General features: G+C 59.3%; 17 protein-coding genes. 5 read left to right on the plus strand and 12 right to left on the minus strand.

Annotated features, from left to right (window positions below):
- Positions 1–37: 37 nt before the first annotated feature.
- Together ptsP and KFS80_RS14150 are read right to left on the minus strand one after the other, a co-directional pair.
- Complete coding sequence (gene ptsP, locus KFS80_RS14145; protein WP_159811911.1) at positions 38–2317, minus strand: phosphoenolpyruvate--protein phosphotransferase; 2280 nt, start codon at positions 2315–2317, stop codon at positions 38–40.
- Between the two features lie 22 nt (positions 2318–2339).
- Complete coding sequence (locus tag KFS80_RS14150; protein WP_003229203.1) at positions 2340–2819, minus strand: RNA pyrophosphohydrolase; 480 nt, start codon at positions 2817–2819, stop codon at positions 2340–2342.
- 143 nt (positions 2820–2962) lie between these two features.
- Between KFS80_RS14150 and KFS80_RS14155 the strand changes: the two genes are divergently transcribed.
- Positions 2963–3619 carry a histidinol-phosphatase gene (locus KFS80_RS14155; RefSeq protein WP_159811912.1) on the plus strand — a complete coding sequence of 219 codons (657 nt, stop codon included), beginning with the start codon at positions 2963–2965 and terminating at the stop codon, positions 3617–3619.
- 113 nt (positions 3620–3732) lie between these two features.
- Here the strand turns inward: KFS80_RS14155 and KFS80_RS14160 are convergent, their stop codons facing one another.
- Both KFS80_RS14160 and ilvA read right to left on the minus strand, forming a co-directional pair.
- Positions 3733–4158: a DUF2269 domain-containing protein gene (locus tag KFS80_RS14160; protein ID WP_212545108.1), complete on the minus strand. Its 426-nt coding sequence runs from the start codon at positions 4156–4158 to the stop codon at positions 3733–3735.
- Positions 4159–4197: 39 nt separating this feature from the next.
- Complete coding sequence (ilvA, locus tag KFS80_RS14165; RefSeq protein ID WP_212545109.1) at positions 4198–5712, minus strand: threonine ammonia-lyase, biosynthetic; 1515 nt, start codon at positions 5710–5712, stop codon at positions 4198–4200.
- A 260-nt stretch (positions 5713–5972) separates the two neighbouring features.
- On the opposite strand from ilvA, the gene rpiA reads away from it, so the two are divergent.
- A complete protein-coding gene (rpiA, locus tag KFS80_RS14170) occupies positions 5973–6647 on the plus strand; it encodes a ribose-5-phosphate isomerase RpiA (protein WP_007913886.1) in 675 nt (224 codons plus the stop codon).
- Between the two features lie 150 nt (positions 6648–6797).
- On the opposite strand, the gene KFS80_RS14175 is transcribed toward rpiA, so the two are convergent.
- From KFS80_RS14175 to KFS80_RS14190, 4 genes are all read right to left on the minus strand, one after another.
- Positions 6798–7715 (minus strand): SdiA-regulated domain-containing protein, encoded by a 918-nt coding sequence (locus KFS80_RS14175; protein WP_212545110.1) that lies wholly within the window; start codon positions 7713–7715, stop codon positions 6798–6800.
- Positions 7716–7933: 218 nt separating this feature from the next.
- Positions 7934–8857 (minus strand): SdiA-regulated domain-containing protein, encoded by a 924-nt coding sequence (locus KFS80_RS14180; protein WP_212545111.1) that lies wholly within the window; start codon positions 8855–8857, stop codon positions 7934–7936.
- A 288-nt stretch (positions 8858–9145) separates the two neighbouring features.
- Complete coding sequence (locus tag KFS80_RS14185; RefSeq protein WP_053124802.1) at positions 9146–9811, minus strand: fumarylacetoacetate hydrolase family protein; 666 nt, start codon at positions 9809–9811, stop codon at positions 9146–9148.
- A gap of 41 nt (positions 9812–9852) precedes the next feature.
- Positions 9853–11247, minus strand: a complete 1395-nt coding sequence (locus KFS80_RS14190) for an FAD-binding oxidoreductase (protein ID WP_053124803.1) — start codon at positions 11245–11247, stop codon at positions 9853–9855.
- A gap of 204 nt (positions 11248–11451) precedes the next feature.
- Between KFS80_RS14190 and serA the strand changes: the two genes are divergently transcribed.
- Positions 11452–12681, plus strand: a complete 1230-nt coding sequence (gene serA, locus KFS80_RS14195) for a phosphoglycerate dehydrogenase (RefSeq protein ID WP_053124806.1) — start codon at positions 11452–11454, stop codon at positions 12679–12681.
- 119 nt (positions 12682–12800) lie between these two features.
- On the opposite strand, the gene KFS80_RS14200 is transcribed toward serA, so the two are convergent.
- Positions 12801–13226 (minus strand): DUF4399 domain-containing protein, encoded by a 426-nt coding sequence (locus KFS80_RS14200; protein WP_053124809.1) that lies wholly within the window; start codon positions 13224–13226, stop codon positions 12801–12803.
- Between the two features lie 135 nt (positions 13227–13361).
- On the opposite strand from KFS80_RS14200, the gene KFS80_RS14205 reads away from it, so the two are divergent.
- Positions 13362–13937 carry a transporter substrate-binding domain-containing protein gene (locus KFS80_RS14205; protein WP_212545112.1) on the plus strand — a complete coding sequence of 192 codons (576 nt, stop codon included), beginning with the start codon at positions 13362–13364 and terminating at the stop codon, positions 13935–13937.
- 87 nt (positions 13938–14024) lie between these two features.
- On the opposite strand, the gene KFS80_RS14210 is transcribed toward KFS80_RS14205, so the two are convergent.
- Positions 14025–14516, minus strand: a complete 492-nt coding sequence (locus KFS80_RS14210) for a 2-thiouracil desulfurase family protein (protein WP_212545113.1) — start codon at positions 14514–14516, stop codon at positions 14025–14027.
- Entirely contained in the window at positions 14516–15148 is a 633-nt protein-coding gene (locus KFS80_RS14215; protein ID WP_212545114.1) for a 2OG-Fe(II) oxygenase, read from the minus strand. Before KFS80_RS14215 ends, KFS80_RS14210 begins: the two co-directional genes overlap by 1 nt.
- A gap of 108 nt (positions 15149–15256) precedes the next feature.
- Between KFS80_RS14215 and KFS80_RS14220 the strand changes: the two genes are divergently transcribed.
- Complete coding sequence (locus KFS80_RS14220; protein ID WP_212545115.1) at positions 15257–15988, plus strand: DUF2059 domain-containing protein; 732 nt, start codon at positions 15257–15259, stop codon at positions 15986–15988.
- A gap of 104 nt (positions 15989–16092) precedes the next feature.
- Here KFS80_RS14220 and bipL read toward each other — a convergent pair whose 3' ends face one another.
- Positions 16093–17040 (minus strand): phospholipase BipL, encoded by a 948-nt coding sequence (gene bipL / locus KFS80_RS14225; RefSeq protein ID WP_053124818.1) that lies wholly within the window; start codon positions 17038–17040, stop codon positions 16093–16095.
- Between the last annotated feature and the right edge of the window lie 52 nt (positions 17041–17092).

Genomic DNA, 17092 nt, shown 5'->3' on the forward strand with positions numbered 1-17092 from the left:
TGGGAGCGGGCTTGCTCGCGAAGAGGCCCTCAAGGTTTTAGAGAGCCTTGACGACCGCCGGCGGATTCATCTTCGACAACCCAAGGTTCTTCAGCGCCAATTGCAGCGAGCTGTGGATAACTTGCGGGTTGTCGATGGTCATCAGTTCAGCCAGCAAATCCTTGGCCTTGCTCAAATTCACCTGACGCAACATCCACTTCACCTTCGGCAAGTTGGTGGCGTTCATCGACAAACTATCGAAGCCCATCGCCATCAACAGCACCGCCGCCGCCGGATCACCGGCCATCTCGCCGCAGATACTCACCGGTTTGCCTTCCGCATGCGCATCACGCACCACCGTTTGCAGGGCTTGCAACACCGCCGGATGCAGGTAGTCGTAAAGATCGGCCACACGCGGGTTGTTACGGTCGACCGCCAGCAAATACTGGGTCAAATCGTTGGAGCCGACCGAAAGGAAGTCGACCATCCGCGCCAATTCCTTGGTCTGATACACCGCCGCCGGAATTTCGATCATCACGCCAATCGGCGGCATCGGCACGTCGGTGCCTTCGTCGCGCACTTCGCCCCAGGCCCGGTGGATCAGGTGCAGGGCTTCTTCGAGTTCATGGGTGCCGGAGATCATCGGCAGCAGAATCCGCAGGTTGTTCAGGCCTTCGCTGGCCTTGAGCATCGCGCGGGTCTGCACCAGGAAGATTTCCGGGTGGTCGAGGGTGACGCGGATGCCGCGCCAGCCGAGGAACGGGTTGTCTTCCTTGATCGGGAAATACGACAGCGACTTGTCACCGCCGATGTCGAGGCTGCGCATGGTCACCGGTTGCGGGTGGAACGCGGCGAGTTGCTCGCGGTAGATCGCCAGTTGTTCCTTCTCGCTCGGGAAGCGCTGGTTGATCATGAACGGCACTTCGGTGCGGTACAGGCCGACACCTTCGGCGCCACGCTTCTGCGCCCGCGCCACATCGGCGAGCAGACCGGTGTTGACCCACAGCGGCATGCGGTGGCCATCGAGGGTCACGCACGGCAGGTCGCGCAGGGTGTCGAGGCCCAGCGCCAGTTGTTTCTCTTCTTCGACGACTTCAGCGAACTGCTTGCGCAGCACTTCGCTCGGGTTGGTGTAAACCTCGCCGCGTGTGCCGTCGACGATCATTTCGATACCGTCGACCTTGGCGTACGGCAGGTCGACCAGACCCATCACCGTCGGAATGCCCATCGCCCGGGCAAGGATCGCCACGTGCGAGTTACCCGAACCGAGTACCGAAACCAGACCGACCAGCGTGCCTTCCGGAACCTCGCCGAGCATTGCCGGCGTCAGTTCTTCGCTGACCAGAATGGTTTTTTCCGGGTAGACCAGGTTCTGCTGACGCTCTTCCTGCAAATAGGCGAGCAGACGGCGACCGAGATCTTTGACGTCCGACGCCCGCTCACGCAGGTAGGCGTCGTCCATCAGTTCGAAACGGTTGACGTGTTCCGTAACCACCTGACGCAGCGCGCCCTGCGCCCACTGGCCGGTCTTGATCACGGTGGTGATTTCGCTGCCCAGCGAGGCATCGTCGAGCATCATCAGATAGACGTCGAACAGCGCGCGCTCTTCCGGGCGCAGCTGCGTCGCGAGTTTGGCCGACAACGCGCGCATGTCGGCGCGCACACCTTCGATGGCGGTCTTGAACAGCGCCAGCTCAGCGTCGATGTCGGTGATGTTTTTGTCCGGCACCACGTCGAGATCGGCCGGCGGCAACATGACCACCGCCGTACCGACCGCCGCACCCGGTGAACCCGGCACGCCGACGAACTTGGCTTCCTGAATGCCCTTGCCCTGACGGCCCAGACCCCGGATCGAACCGGTGGCCTCGGCGTGGGCGATAACGCCGGCGAGCTGCGCGCTCATGGTCACGAGGAAGGCTTCTTCACCTTCATCGAACTGGCGGCGTTCTTTTTGCTGGATGACCAACACGCCGACGACGCGGCGGTGGTGAATGATCGGTGCACCGAGGAACGAGGCGTAACGCTCTTCACCGGTTTCGGCGAAGTAGCGATAGCGCGGGTGAACAGACGCGTTTTCGAGGTTCAGGGGTTCTTCACGCGTGCCGACCAGACCGACCAGACCTTCGTTGGGTGCCATGCTGACCTTGCCGATCGAGCGCTTGTTCAAGCCCTCGGTGGCCATCAGGACGAAGCGGTTGGTCTCGGGATCAAGCAGGTAGACCGAGCAGACCTGGCTGCCCATGGCCTCTTTGACGCGCAACACAATAATCCCCAACGCCGCCTTGAGATCCTTGGCGGAGTTAACTTCCTGGACGATCTTGCGCAGCGTATTGAGCATGGCTCGGGGTCGAACTCCGTCGTCAGTCGCGCGCTAAAAGGCGCGGGGCAAGCTCTTTGAGGGCGCGGCGATACACCTCGCGCTTGAATGTCACCACCTGGCCCAACGGATACCAATAGCTGACCCAGCGCCAGCCATCGAACTCCGGTTTACCGGTCAAATCCATCCGCACCCGCTGCTCGTTGGAGATCAGGCGCAGGAGAAACCATTTCTGTTTCTGGCCGATGCACAGCGGTTGGCTGTGGGTACGCACCAGACGTTGCGGCAAACGATAGCGCAACCAGCCCCGAGTACAGGCCAGTATTTCAACATCTTCACGTTCCAGGCCAACTTCTTCGTTCAGCTCGCGGTACAAGGCGTCTTCCGGCGTCTCTTCAGGGTTGATTCCCCCTTGCGGAAACTGCCAGGCATCTTGATTGATACGGCGAGCCCATAGCACCTGGCCGGCGTCATTCGTCAGAATGATCCCGACATTGGGGCGGAAACCATCGGGGTCGATCACGGGCACAACCTCGCAAACGCATGTCGCCGCATTGTTCCACAAAGGTTGATGAGGCGGCAACGAAGCTTCCTACCTTATGTGCACTCTTGTGAAAAGACCGTATTCTTGTCGCCTTTTTACAGACTTATCAGCGGGTAACTGCAATGCGCCTGGCTCTATTCGATTTGGACAACACCCTTCTGGGCGGCGACAGCGATCACGCCTGGGGCGACTATCTGTGTGAACGCGGCTTCCTCGACCCGATTGCGTACAAAGCGCGCAACGACGAGTTCTATCAGGATTACCTGGCCGGCAAACTGGATAACGCCGCATACCTGAACTTCTGCCTGGAGATCCTCGGCCGCACCGACATGGCCGTGCTCGAGCAATGGCACAGCGATTACATGCGCGACTGCATCGAACCGATCGTCCTGCCGCAGGCGCTGGAACTGCTGAAAAAACACCGTGATGCCGGCGACAAACTGGTGATCATCACCGCGACCAACCGTTTCGTCACCGCGCCGATTGCTGTTCGACTGGGCGTTGAAACTCTGATCGCTACCGAATGTGAAATGGTTGATGGCCGTTATAGCGGGCGTAGCACGGATATTCCGTGCTTCCGTGAAGGCAAGGTGACGCGCCTGAATCGTTGGCTGGAAGAGACCGGGTATTCGTTGGACGACAGCTATTTCTATAGCGACTCGATGAATGATTTGCCGCTGTTGGAGCAGGTGGCGAATCCGGTGGCTGTCGATCCGGATCCGAATCTGCGGGCTGAGGCCGAGAAGCGTGGTTGGCCGGTGATTTCGTTGCGCGACTGAAGATCAACAGATCGCAGCCTTCGGCAGCTCCTACAGGTTCGGAGTCAGATCACATTTTTTGTGATCGACAAAAATCCCCTGTAGGAGCTGCCGCAGGCTGCGATCTTTTCGCTTCACACCGGTTTGGCGCCCATCAACCCGGCAATCGCGACAAAACACACAAAACTGAACAACGCCAAAGCAAAGCTGAACCTGCCCACCCCGCCCGGCGCCTTGCGCAACCGGTTCAACCGCACCAGCAACCACAACCACGCCAACGCCGCCACGGTGTACAGCACGCTCGACGCCAGAATCCACGTCTGCCCCAGCGGCCAGCCCACCAGATGCACCATCCACCAGCCAGTAAACGGCATGCTCAGCAGCGCCAGGCCCATCAGCAGCCAGACAAACACACGAGGCCGCTGCAACGTGCGGCTGCCCGCCGTCGCATCACCTTTGCGCTTCGCGAGAAAAACCCAGATCGCCAGACCCAGCGCGCTGGTCAGCAAAACCACGGTGGCGACCACGTGGGCCATTTTCAGGGCCGTTAACGTTTCCATTGTCAAAATTCCTTATTACTTGCCCATCAGCGTAGCCGCTCAGCCGAGAAACAGCTGATAGGCCGGGTTCTCGCTTTCATCCCAGTACGGGTAGCCGATCTCTTCCAGCGCCGCCGGCACCAGATGACGCTCGTCGTGCGGCACCTGCAGGCCGGCGACCACACGGCCATCAGCAGCGCCATGGTTGCGGTAGTGGAACATCGAGATGTTCCAGCGACCGCCGAGCTTATTAAGGAAGTTGAACAGCGCACCCGGACGCTCCGGGAATTCGAAGCGGAACACCACTTCATCAATCACGTGCGCCGCGTGCCCGCCAACCATGTGGCGGATGTGCAGCTTGGCCAGTTCGTTGTCGGTCAGATCAGTGACCGGGAAACCTTGCTCGGTCAGGCTCGCCAGCAGTGCGCTGCGCGGATCGTTTTCCGGGTGGGTCTGCACACCAACGAAGATGTGCGCTTCGCTGCCGGTGTTGTAGCGGTAGTTGAATTCGGTGATCTGGCGCTTGCCGATGGCTTCGCAGAAGTTTTTGAAGCTGCCGGCCTTCTCGGGGATGGTCACGGCGATGATCGCTTCGCGGCCTTCACCCAGTTCAGCGCGCTCGGCGACGTGGCGCAAGCGGTCGAAGTTGACATTGGCGCCGGAGTCGATGGCGACGAAGGTCTGGCCGCTGACACCGCGTTGTTCGACGTACTTCTTGATCCCGGCCACGCCCAACGCACCCGCAGGTTCGGTGATCGAGCGGGTATCGTCGTAGATATCCTTGATTGCCGCACAGATCTCGTCAGTGCTGACGGTGATCACTTCATCGACGTAGTCTTTGCAGATGTCGAAGGTGTGCTGGCCGATCTGCGCCACCGCCACGCCGTCGGCAAAGATGCCCACGGTCGGCAACACCACACGCTCGCCGGCAGCCATCGCGGCTTGCAGGCAGTTGGAGTCGTCTGGCTCGACGCCGATGACTTTGATGTCCGGGCGCAGGTATTTCACGTACGCGGCGATACCGGCGATCAGACCGCCGCCACCAACCGGGACAAAAATCGCGTCCAGCGGCTGCGGGTGCTGGCGCAGAATTTCCATCGCCACGGTGCCCTGCCCGGCGATGGTGTGCGGATCGTCGTACGGGTGGATGTAGACGTAGCCTTTTTCATCGACCAGTTTCAGCGAGTAGGCCAAGGCTTCCGGGAACGAATCACCGTGCAGCACAACCTTGCCGCCGCGCGAACGCACGCCTTCGACCTTGATCTCGGGGGTGGTCTTGGGCATGACGATAGTGGCTTTTACGCCCAGCACTTTCGCCGCCAGGGCCAGACCTTGCGCATGGTTGCCCGCCGACGCGGTGACCACGCCACGGGCGCGCTCTTCTTCGGTCAGTTGGGTCAACTTGTTGTAGGCGCCGCGAATCTTGAACGAGAACACCGGCTGCAAGTCTTCGCGCTTGAGCCAAATGTCATTGCCCAGCCGCTCGGAGAGCTGGCGAGCGTTCTGCAGCGGGGTTTCTACGGCAACGTCATAAACGCGCGAGGTGAGGATCTTTTTGACGTACTGTTCGAGCATCGGAAAGCATCACTGAGCGGGTTGGGCAGGGCCAAGGAGTCTAACCCGGCTTTTGCCCGGGCGACCACACGAATCCAGAGGTTTTAGCCGCGCCTTAAAAGATCGCAGCCTTCGGCAGCTCCTACAGAATGCATGCGATTCCTGTAGGAGCTGCCGCAGGCTGCGATCTTTTGATCTGCCAATAGGACAATGACCTTCCCAGACATGGGGCCTATAATGCCGGCCTTTCCGTTCTCACCTTGCCCGCTTCCGGAGCCCGCATGACCCAGGATCAACTCAAACAGGCAGTGGCTCAGGCCGCCGTCGACTTCATCCTTCCGAAACTCGACGACAAGAGCATCGTTGGGGTCGGCACCGGCTCCACCGCCAACTGCTTCATCGACGCCCTGGCCCAGCACAAGGGCGCATTCGACGGCGCGGTTGCCAGTTCCGAAGCCACTGCCGCGCGCCTCAAGGGCCACGGGATTCCGGTGTATGAGCTGAACACCGTCAGCGATCTGGAGTTCTACGTCGACGGCGCCGATGAAAGCGACGCGCACCTGAACCTGATCAAGGGCGGCGGCGCAGCTCTGACCCGCGAGAAGATCGTTGCGGCCGTGGCCAAGACCTTCATCTGCATCGCCGACGCCAGCAAACTGGTGCCGGTGCTAGGCGAATTTCCGCTGCCAGTCGAAGTGATCCCGATGGCCCGCAGCCACGTTGCCCGCCAACTGGTGAAACTGGGCGGCGACCCGGTGTACCGCGAAGGTGTATTGACCGACAACGGCAACATCATTCTGGATGTGTTCAACCTGCAGATCACCAACCCGGTGGAGCTGGAAGCGCAGATCAATGCAATTGTTGGCGTGGTGACTAACGGCTTGTTCGCGGCACGTCCGGCTGATTTGTTGTTGCTGGGTACATCTGAGGGCGTGAAAACCCTTAAAGCTGAGTAATCAGCCCGCCCACGATTTTGTGGGCGGATTGAAGTCAAAAATGTGGGAGCGGGCTTGCTCGCGAATGCGGTGGATCAGTCAAAGTAGATGTCGACTGACCTGACGCCTTCGCGAGCAAGCCCGCTCCCACATTGGTTTTCAGGGTGCCCGTTAGTGGGATGCCGGTTTTTTGAAGACGTAAAACAGGTTCGGCTCGCTCACCATGTACAGCGTGCCATCGTCGTCCATCGCAATGCCTTCCGCCTGCGGCACGGTTTTCTTCAAACCCTGACGCCCGCCACTGATGGACATCGTGCTCAACGGCCGCCCATCGACATCCAGTTCCAGAATCAACCGCGACTCATCCGACAGTGCCAGTAAATGGCCGCTGCGTTCGTCGTACTGCAAACTCGACAGATCACGCACAAACATCCCGGCATCGCGCTTGGGGTTGTTGATCACGTGCACCGCGTAGGATTTTTCCGGGTTGAAGTGCGGAAAACCATGCACTTCGTAGATGAGCATCGGGTCGCGCTCTTTCGCCACGAACAGGCGCTTGCCCACCGAGTCGTAAGCCAGACCTTCAAACCCCTTGTTGCCGCTCATGTGCACGCCGAGGGTCATCTGCTCGGCATCCGCCGCATCGAGGAACGTGGTGCCTTCTTCCAGATGAATCTTGATCAGCCGCTGCTCACGCTCGTCGGTGATCACGTAGGTGTCGGCGCTGATGAATTCGACAGCCTCCGCATCGCCAAAGCCGATCAGCGAGATGCGCCGCAGGATCTTGCCTTCCAGCGACAGCTCAACCAGCTCGGCATTTTTGTTGGTCACGGTGAACAGGCTTTTGCGCACCGGATCGAAGGTCAGCGCTGACACATCGTCGTCCAGACCGTCGATAACTCGTCCTTCAATCTCCACACGGTATTGATCCAGACCAATGGATTCCGTGCTTTGCGGTTGCCATAAGGTGTGCAGGTTGAACCAGGCACGCTCGAACAGGCGCAGGTATTGGCCGATCGCAATCAACGCGATCAGCGCAATCACCAAGACGATGATGACCAGAGGTTTGGGACGGGCAAGTCGACGCATTCGGGCGGGCTCGGAATCAAAACAGGCGGATGAAATATCACGCCCGTCTGAACTGAAGCTTAATGGCCACTTGCCTCAAACCACAAGACAACCCTGTATTTGATCGTTCCCACGCTCTGCGTGGGAATGCAGCCGGGGATGCTCTGCGTCCCACAGTCAAAAGATCGTCCGAACGCGGCCCGAACCTTCGGCAGCTCCTACAGGATTCGAGGAGGCTGTTATTTCTGTTTTTCGAAGCGGTAGAACAGGTTCGGCTCACTGACCATGTACAGCGTGCCCGCCTCGTCCATGGTCACGCCTTCGGCGCGCGGGATGGTTTTCTTGATGCCGTTGAAGCCGCCGAGCAAGGTCATGAAGCTGACTTGATCGCCCTTCTCATCCAGCTCCAGCAATAGATGCGAATCAGCGGACAGCACCAGTGTGTGGCCGGTGCGCGGATCCACCGCCAGCGCCGAGAGATTACGGATGTCCAGCTCATCGCTGGCGAGTTTTTGCTTGTCGCCCGTCAGCGTCTGGGTGCCGTCGCTTTTCCAGGTGAACAGCGCCGGTGGCCGTTCTTCGCCCAGCAACAGTTGCTGATTGCGCGGATCCCAGGCAATCGCTTCGAAGGCTTTGTTCTGGTCTTTCGAGGGGCCGAGGTCGTATTTGGGGAAGTCGGCGATGTTCAGTTCGCGGGTGTCGGCGTCGACTTTGACGATGGAGAGTATGTGCTCGCGCTCATCGACGATGGCCATCAGGCCGTTTTCCATCACGGTCAGGCCTTCCGGATTGCTCCAGCCCTTAAGCGGCATTTTGCGCAGCACGTCGCCTTGCAGGCTCAGTTCGGCGAGGAACGGATTTTTGCCCATTACCGAAAACAGGGTTTTGGTCTGCGGGTTATAGGACAGGTCGGAGGCTTCGTCTTTCTCCATGCCCGGCAGCAACTTCGCATCGATCACCGCGTGGTAGTCCGGCAACCAGACGCTTTCCTTTTGCTCGGTCGGGCTCTCGAAACGCTCCAGCACCCACAGCACGCCACGGTCATCCCAATGCATGGCGAACGCCAGGCCATAGGCGGCGGCAAGGGCCAGCGCCAGCCAGGTATACCAACGCAGGGCAAAACGTGGACGGCGGGCGGATTTGAGCTGAGTTTGAGATGACATCGAGGGACGCGTTCCGAAAATTCAGGCTATGGGTAATAGCACAAAGAGGCCGGCTCAGACGCCAGATTTTCCGGAATTATCCAGACAGGATGTGAAAAAAACGGCAAATGGCGGGATTGCCGTGTGGGTTTGTGGGCCAAGACACAAAAATACCGGCCAGGCCTCTGTGGCGAGGGGATTTATCCCCGTTGGGTCGCGCAGCGGCCCCAAAGATCTTGGGCCTGCTGCGCAGTCCAACGGGGATAAATCCCCTCGCCACAAAAGCTCACACCATCAGGAAATGGCGGGTTAGCGAACGCTGCTGTTAAAGCTGCTCGCGCCCACCAGTTCCAGGACGATGTCGTCGCCCACATTCAGCGGGCCGACGCCCACTGGCGTACCAGTGAGGATCACGTCACCGGCCTGCAGCGAGAAGCAGCCGGCCATGTGCTGGATCATCGGCACGATCGGGTTGAGCATCGCGCTGCTGTTGCCGTCCTGACGGACTTCGCCGTTGATGGTCAGGCGAATGCCGATGTCGGTCAGGTCAGCAAACGTGCTGCCAACCACGAACGGAGCAATCACTGCCGCGCCGTCGAACGACTTGGCGATTTCCCACGGCAGGCCCTTGGCTTTCAGCTCGGCCTGCTTGTCGCGCAGGGTCAGATCCAGCGCCGGGGCGAAACCGGAGATCGCATCCAGCACTTCTTCACGGCTCGGCTTGGTCGACAACGGCTTGCCGATCAACACGGCGATTTCCGCTTCGTAGTGCACCGAACCGCGCTCGGTCGGAATGGCGAAACCGCCTTCCAGCTCAACCACGCAACTGCCCGGCTTGATGAACAGCAACGGCTCGGTAGGCACCGGGTTGTCCAGTTCTTTGGCGTGTTCGGCGTAATTACGGCCAATGCACACGACTTTCCCGATCGGGAAGTGGATGCGCGTGCCGTCGACGTACTGGTGCTGATAGCTCATTTACCGACTCCTGCCTTCATTGATTCATCAAAGATTACAGATCAAACCGCGAAGATCTTGCCCGGGTTCATGATGCCGTTCGGGTCGAACACCGCTTTTACCGCTTTCATGTACTCGATCTCAACCGGCGAGCGGCTGTAGGTCAAATAATCACGTTTGGTCATGCCGACGCCGTGTTCGGCGGAGATCGAACCGTTGTACTTCTCGACGGTTTCGAACACCCACTTGTTGACGGTCGCGCACTTGGCGAAGAACTCATCCTTGCTGAGGTTATCCGGCTTGAGGATGTTCAAATGCAGGTTGCCGTCGCCGATGTGGCCGAACCAGACAATTTCGAAGTCTGGATAGTGTTCGCCGACGATCGCGTCGATTTCCTTCAGAAATGCCGGCACTTTCGACACGGTGACCGAGATGTCGTTTTTGTACGGCGTCCAGTGCGAGATGGTTTCGGAGATGTACTCGCGCAGCTTCCACAGATTCTGCAGCTGGGTTTCGCTCTGGCTCATGACGCCGTCCAGCACCCAGCCCTGCTCGACGCAATGTTCGAAGGTCTCCAGTGCGCTGTTGGCCACTTCTTCGGTGGTCGCTTCGAATTCCAGCAACGCGTAGAACGGGCAATCGGTTTCAAACGGCGCCGGTACGTCGCCACGACCCATGACTTTCGCCAGGGCTTTGTCGGAGAAGAATTCGAACGCGGTCAGGTCGAGTTTGCCCTGGAAGGCGTGCAGCACCGGCATGATCGAGTCGAAATCGGCGGTGCCGAGCACCATCGCGGTGAGGTTTTTCGGCGCACGATCGAGGCGCATGGTCGCTTCGACGACGAAACCCAGCGTGCCTTCAGCGCCGATGAACAGCTGACGCAGGTCGTAACCGGTGGCGTTCTTGATCAGGTCTTTGTTCAGTTCCAGCACATCGCCCTTGCCGGTGACGACTTTCATGCCAGCCACCCAGTTGCGGGTCATACCGTAGCGAATCACTTTGATCCCGCCGGCGTTGGTGCCGATGTTGCCGCCAATCTGGCTGGAGCCTGCCGAGGCGAAGTCGACCGGGTAGTACAGGCCTTTTTCTTCGGCGACGTTCTGCAAATGCTCGGTGACCACGCCCGGCTGACAAACGGCGGTGCGGTCAGTGAGGTTCACGTCGAGAATCTGATTCATGTAATCGAACGAGACGACTACTTCGCCATTCGCCGCCACGGCAGCGGCGGAAAGCCCGGTGCGCCCGCCCGATGGCACCAGCGCGACCTTGTGTTGATTGGCCCAACGGACAACCGCCTGCACCTGTTCAATGGTCTTGGGAAACACGATAGCGCTCGGCGCCGGGGCGAAGTGCTTGGTCCAATCCTTGCCGTACGCATTCAGGGAGTCGGCGTCGGTGAGGACTTTGCCAGGCTCAACCAGGGTCTTCAGTTCATCAATCAGGGCAGGATTGGTCATCGACAGAACTCTCGAACAATTCATGGTCATCCTGAGAACGCTTCACGTCGCAGGAATGAGTGTTTAGCGGGGAGGCTATGCTAGCATATCGACCCCGCAGGACAGTGCCTAAGGCCAGATCCGCGGAGACGACATTCTTGTCGTCCGGGTCAGCGTCTGTTGACCATTTCCTGCCATTTTTCTCCGGGATACAGGTTTACGCAGATGAGCAAGACTTCTCTCGATAAGAGCAAGATCAAGTTCCTTCTTCTCGAAGGCGTCCACCAATCGGCTGTCGACGTCCTCAAGGCGGCGGGCTACACCAGCATTGAGTACCTCACCGGTTCTCTGCCGGAAGCCCAGCTCAAGGAAAAGATTGCTGACGCTCACTTCATCGGCATTCGTTCGCGCACGCAACTGACCGAAGAGATCTTCGATCACGCGAAGAAGCTGGTAGCGGTCGGCTGTTTCTGCATCGGCACCAACCAGGTTGACCTGAGTGCTGCCCGTGAGCGCGGTATCGCCGTGTTCAACGCGCCGTACTCCAACACTCGCTCCGTAGCGGAACTGGTGCTGGCCGAAGCGATCCTGCTGCTGCGCGGCATCCCGGAGAAAAACGCTTCCTGCCACCGTGGCGGCTGGATCAAATCCGCAGCCAACTCCTTCGAGATCCGTGGCAAGAAACTCGGCATCGTCGGCTACGGCTCGATCGGTACTCAGCTGTCGGTTCTGGCTGAAGGTCTGGGTATGCAGGTGTATTTCTACGACACCGTGACCAAGCTGCCGCTGGGCAACGCCACTCAGGTCGGTAATCTGACCGAGCTGCTGGGCATGTCCGACATCGTCACCCTGCACGTTCCGGAAACCGCTGCGACCCAGTGGATGATCGGCGAGAAGGAAATCCGCGCCATCAAGAAGGGCGGCATCCTGATCAACGCTGCTCGCGGTACCGTGGTCGAGCTGGACGCCCTGGCGGACGCGATCAAGGACAAGCACCTGATCGGCGCGGCCATCGACGTGTTCCCGGTGGAGCCACGCTCCAACGACGAAGAGTTCGAAAGCCCGCTGCGTGGCCTCGACAACGTGATTCTGACCCCGCACATCGGTGGTTCGACCGCCGAAGCGCAAGCCAACATCGGTCTGGAAGTGGCAGAAAAACTGGTCAAGTACAGCGACAACGGTACTTCGGTTTCGTCGGTCAACTTCCCGGAAGTGGCCCTGCCGGCTCACCCTGGCAAGCACCGCCTGCTGCACATCCACGAGAACATTCCGGGTGTGATGAGCGAGATCAACAAGGTCTTCGCCGAAAACGGCATCAACATCTCCGGTCAGTTCCTGCAGACCAACGAGAAGGTTGGCTACGTGGTGATCGACGTCGACGCCGAGTACTCGGATCTGGCGCAAGAGAAGCTGCAGCACATCAACGGCACTATCCGTAGCCGCGTTCTTTTCTAAGAACAGCTACAAGCCGCGAGCGACAAGCAGCAAGTGATGTTCGCTTAGCTTTTGCTTGAAGCTCGTAGCTCGCAACTCGCCGCTGATAAAAAAAGGGAGCCCCGAAAGGGCTCCCTTTTTTATTCGACGTTAATGGTGATTTTCTTCGAGACGATTGGCGGGTCGAACGCCATGTGGTTCTTGTCACCCAGCTCCAGTTGCAAGGTGTGCTTGCCCGGGGCCAGTTTGATTTCAGCGAAGGTCTGCGCCTTGCCGAAGTGCATGTGGTTGGCGTCAGTCGGCACCACTGCGCCGGCCGGAACGATTTCCTTGGCGTCGATCAGCAGATGGTGGTGACCGGTGTTGGCGGTGACGTCACCGGCCGGTGCCAGTGCGACGTCCTTGGTGCCGAACTTGACCTTGAACTGCTGGGAAACCGTGGCCCCGTCCTCGGGAGAAACGATGAACACTTCGGCACCTTTTGGCGCAGGGGTGGCAGCACTGGCCAGCACCGAAACACCCATCAGCACACCGGCCAATGCTGCACGTGACATAAAGCTTTTCATTTTCTTCTCCAGTTTTTCCGTAAAATCCGCACGGTCATGACAACTTCATGACCATTCGTTGTCGAAGGCACTCGACAACCATAGCAAAGCGAGCCTGAATCAGAGCATCGCGATAATGATTTCAAAGGAGTGACCATGCGTTTTCTGCCTGGCCTGATCTGCCTGCTACCCCTTCTGAGCCCATTGGCTCACGCCGAACTTATAGATGACGTCAATGATCGCGGTGAGCTGCGCATAGCCCTTGAGGCTAATACACCGCCCTTCAATTACAAGGACGATGGCGACAAACTCACGGGGTTCGAGGTCGAGCTGGGGCAAATGCTCGCCAACGAGCTGGATGTGCGCGCCGACTTCATCGTCACCGACGAAGCCGACCTGTACCAGGGCGTTGAAAGCGGCAAATACGACGTTGCGCTCAACCACATAGCACTGACCGCCGAACTCAAGGATCGTTTCGACGTAGAGCCTTATGGCAAGGTCGAGGCGCAGATGCTGGCGAAGAAGGATGAGCCGGCACAGCCGCAACCGATGGTGCTGGTGCAGGCGTTGACGGATGCCAAACCGAAGGCGAGCGCGCCGGTGGAATTGGCGATTCCGTTTCAGAAGGGAAACCCGGCGTTTCACGCCAGCCTTGAGAGCGCGATGCAGCGGATCAGGGCGGATGGGCGCTTGGCGGCGCTGACCGAGAAGTGGCTCACTGAACCCAAGTGAAACCTGTAGGAGCTGCGGCACGCTGCGATCTTTTGATGTTGATTCGAAAGATCAAAAAGATCAAAAGATCGCAGCGTGCCGCAGCTCCTACAGGTGATCGAGTTGGGTCAGGGCTTCTGCGGCTTGCGGGAGTTCGAGTTCGCTGAAAACCTGCACACCATGGCGCTTGAGCAGTGCAGCCGTCACGCCTTCGCCAGTGACTTTCACGCCACTGAAAGTCCCGTCATAGGTCAGCAGGTTGCCACAGGATGGACTGTTGGCTTTCAGCACTGCCACGCGGATGCCGTGTTTCTGCACCAACGCCAGCGCCTGCCGCGCACCGTCGAGAAACTGCGCACTGACATCCTCGCCCTCGGTGGTGATCACCGCAGCAGTTCCATCCAGCACCTCAGCGCCCTGCCCTCCGGGAATCTCCGCCGCCGCCCGTGGCGTCGGCAAACCGCCCGCCACTTCCGGACACAACGGCACCACACGCCCTTCGGCAATCCACTGCTCGAGCAAATCAAACGGCCCGCTCGCGCCACCGTCGTAACGCACGCGATGACCCAACAGGCAGCGGCTGACCAGAATCTTTTCCATCAGAACGGCTCGTTGCCACGGCGGCGGAACCAGCCGGTCAGCGACAAACGCTCACGGCTCGCCGGCAGCACTTCGTGCGGCACTTCGCCAGAAAGAAACACCACCAGACAACCGCCGGTAGGCTGCACGTCGTGCACGCGATCCTCGTTCAGGTACATGCGCAACTGACCACCGTCCTCCGGCAGCCAGGCGTCATTGAGGTAGACCACCACCGAGACCATGCGCTTGTCGTCATCGCGAAAACGATCGACGTGCCGGCGATAAAACGCGCCCGGCGGATACAGGGCGAAATGGCATTCAAAATCTTCAAGGCCGAGGAACAAGCCACGATTGAGCGCCTCGCGCAGGCTCTCCATCAGATTCAGGTAACGGTCACTGGACTCGGCCTGACCCGGGTCGATCCACTGGATATGGTCGCCACGAATCCCCTCGCGAATCTCTGAAAACGGCCCACGGCCAACCGCTGCCGGCGCCAGTTCACCTTCGGCCTCGCGTTTACGGCACTCGGCCGCCAACTCGCGGGTCAAACCGGCGGGCAGGAAAATGTTCTGCTGCGACCAGCCGTGATCGGCCAGGTCGTCGACAATGCGTAACAGCAGCGGGTGTTCAGAGGATATTTGCATGGCGCGCATAGTATGCCGCCGGCGAAAAATCCGACAGAGCCACGCAGCGGCTTGATACGAATTCTCGACAAGTACCGGCACCGCACGGAGAATAGTCCGCTGCTGACAGGAGTCCCTATGCGCCGTTTGCTTTTTTCACTGTTGATGTTCTGTGTTTTGCCCGCTTGGGCGGACGGCCACGATCAGCTGTACAAGGTCGCCGGCTGGCCAGAACAACGCGCGCATTTCAACGACGCCCTGGCGGCCGCCCAGCAGCGCTATCAAAACAGCCTGCCGCCCGCCGTGTTTCAAGCGCTGCTGAACAACAGCAACCAGCGCTTCGCCCCGCAAGCCGTGGATCAACGCGCCGAAGCGCAACTGCGGCAGAACCTCGCCGACCCGAAACCGGCGCTGACCTTCTTTCAATCGCCATTGGGCAAAAAAATCGTCGCCGCTGAATTGCTCGCGACCCGCCGCGATCAACTGGCGAAAAACGCCAAGGGTCTGCCGAAGATGCAGGTCAGCGACAGCCGTCTGCTGATCATCGGCCACCTCGCTCAAGCATTGCCCGCGCGTGAAGCGGGCGCCGAAGTGAGCCTGGCGATTGCCGGCGTCGCGGCAGACAGTTTGAGTTCGATGATTCCGGGATTGCTCGGCGGTGGTCAGGCGCAGAGCATGTTGAACGGTCAGCGTCAGCGCCTGATGGATCAGATTGGCGCGGACATGAACAACACGTTGCTTTACGTTTATCGCGATCTGTCGGATGAAGAGCTGGAAGAGTTTGCGACGTTTGCCGAATCGGCTGAGGGCAAGGCTTATTATCAGGCGGCGCTGGCGGCGATTCGGGCGGGGTTGGCGGTTGGGCAGTGATCTTCTTCGCCAGATAGACCGCCATCGCGAGCAAGCTTTGCTCCTACGGGATTACGCTCCCCTTGTAGGAGCTGAGCTTGCTCGCGAAGAGGCCCTCCCAGACGCTAAAGATTCCGCCCCCTGATCCGCTTGCTCAGAAACTCGAAATACTCCTCTCGCATCTCCACCGTCTCATTCGCCAGATGATGCCGCGCCTCCGCCAACAGCAGAATCTGCGGCCGATCAAACTTCCACTTCAACACCTGCAAATTGTGCTGCCAGTCCACTGTCATGTCCGCCTGCCCCTGAATGATCAGCGGCCGTCGCGGACTTTTTTTCGCGTGTTCAACGCGCACAATCCAGCGTGACAACGCCCCGACCCACGCCGTCGGCAAGCGTTTTGGCTGCAACGGATCTTTCAGCAGAAACGGCAGAAAATCCGGGTCATTCGAGTTCTCGCTGAAACGCCGCGCGATGCCTCGAACAAACGGCCTCAACACGTAATAACTCAGCTGCGACCAACCCCACGCCCGAGGTCGCACCAGCGGCGACAATAAAATCACCTGGCCCTGCGCCGGACTGCTCTCGCCATGGTTGAGCAAATGATCAACCACAATCGCGCCGCCGGTACTCTGCCCGCACAAATGCCACGGCTCAGGCAGTGCAATCGAACGCGCTTCGGCGAACAACGCTTGCAGGGTGTCCTGATATTCGGAGAAGTCGCGAATGCTCGCGCGCGGCCCGCTCGACAGACCATGGCCCGGCAAGTCGCAGGCGATCACGGCAAAATCCTGATCCAGCGCCCACTCGATCACATGTCGATAGAGCCCGACGTGATCGTAAAAACCGTGCAGCAGAAACAGCGTCGCCTTGACCTTCTCCGGCCACCAGCAATGGCTGACCAGTTCGTAGCCATCGACTTCGAAACGGCCCATCCCACACCACAAATCGCGCTCGGGAAAGTCAGTCTGATAGAAGCGCTGATACGCCTTGGCCTCATCCGACAACGGCTGCCACTCAGCCAACGGCTTGAGGCTGGCGCGTATTTGATCGGGGTCGAAAGTGGCAGGCATGCAAAGATTCCAAAACGGTAAACAGACTTTATCGGCCTGCGATATTCATCTG

Origin of the sequence: Pseudomonas rustica (assembly GCF_018336155.1) — a bacterium.
GTDB classification, from domain to species: Bacteria; Pseudomonadota; Gammaproteobacteria; order Pseudomonadales; family Pseudomonadaceae; genus Aquipseudomonas; species Aquipseudomonas rustica.

Bases quoted from the DNA above. Each gene is read 5' to 3' on its own strand.
- ptsP (WP_159811911.1), bottom strand. From the start codon at position 2,317: ATGCTCAATACGCTGCGCAAGATCGTCCAGGAAGTTAACTCCGCCAAG.
- KFS80_RS14155 (WP_159811912.1), top strand. From the start codon at position 2,963: ATGCGCCTGGCTCTATTCGATTTGGACAACACCCTTCTGGGCGGCGAC.
- KFS80_RS14160 (WP_212545108.1), bottom strand. From the start codon at position 4,158: ATGGAAACGTTAACGGCCCTGAAAATGGCCCACGTGGTCGCCACCGTG.
- ilvA (WP_212545109.1), bottom strand. From the start codon at position 5,712: ATGCTCGAACAGTACGTCAAAAAGATCCTCACCTCGCGCGTTTATGAC.
- rpiA (WP_007913886.1), top strand. From the start codon at position 5,973: ATGACCCAGGATCAACTCAAACAGGCAGTGGCTCAGGCCGCCGTCGAC.
- KFS80_RS14175 (WP_212545110.1), bottom strand. From the start codon at position 7,715: ATGCGTCGACTTGCCCGTCCCAAACCTCTGGTCATCATCGTCTTGGTG.
- KFS80_RS14180 (WP_212545111.1), bottom strand. From the start codon at position 8,857: ATGTCATCTCAAACTCAGCTCAAATCCGCCCGCCGTCCACGTTTTGCC.
- KFS80_RS14185 (WP_053124802.1), bottom strand. From the start codon at position 9,811: ATGAGCTATCAGCACCAGTACGTCGACGGCACGCGCATCCACTTCCCG.
- KFS80_RS14190 (WP_053124803.1), bottom strand. From the start codon at position 11,247: ATGACCAATCCTGCCCTGATTGATGAACTGAAGACCCTGGTTGAGCCT.
- serA (WP_053124806.1), top strand. From the start codon at position 11,452: ATGAGCAAGACTTCTCTCGATAAGAGCAAGATCAAGTTCCTTCTTCTC.
- KFS80_RS14200 (WP_053124809.1), bottom strand. From the start codon at position 13,226: ATGAAAAGCTTTATGTCACGTGCAGCATTGGCCGGTGTGCTGATGGGT.
- KFS80_RS14205 (WP_212545112.1), top strand. From the start codon at position 13,362: ATGCGTTTTCTGCCTGGCCTGATCTGCCTGCTACCCCTTCTGAGCCCA.
- KFS80_RS14210 (WP_212545113.1), bottom strand. From the start codon at position 14,516: ATGGAAAAGATTCTGGTCAGCCGCTGCCTGTTGGGTCATCGCGTGCGT.
- KFS80_RS14215 (WP_212545114.1), bottom strand. From the start codon at position 15,148: ATGCGCGCCATGCAAATATCCTCTGAACACCCGCTGCTGTTACGCATT.
- KFS80_RS14220 (WP_212545115.1), top strand. From the start codon at position 15,257: ATGCGCCGTTTGCTTTTTTCACTGTTGATGTTCTGTGTTTTGCCCGCT.
- bipL (WP_053124818.1), bottom strand. From the start codon at position 17,040: ATGCCTGCCACTTTCGACCCCGATCAAATACGCGCCAGCCTCAAGCCG.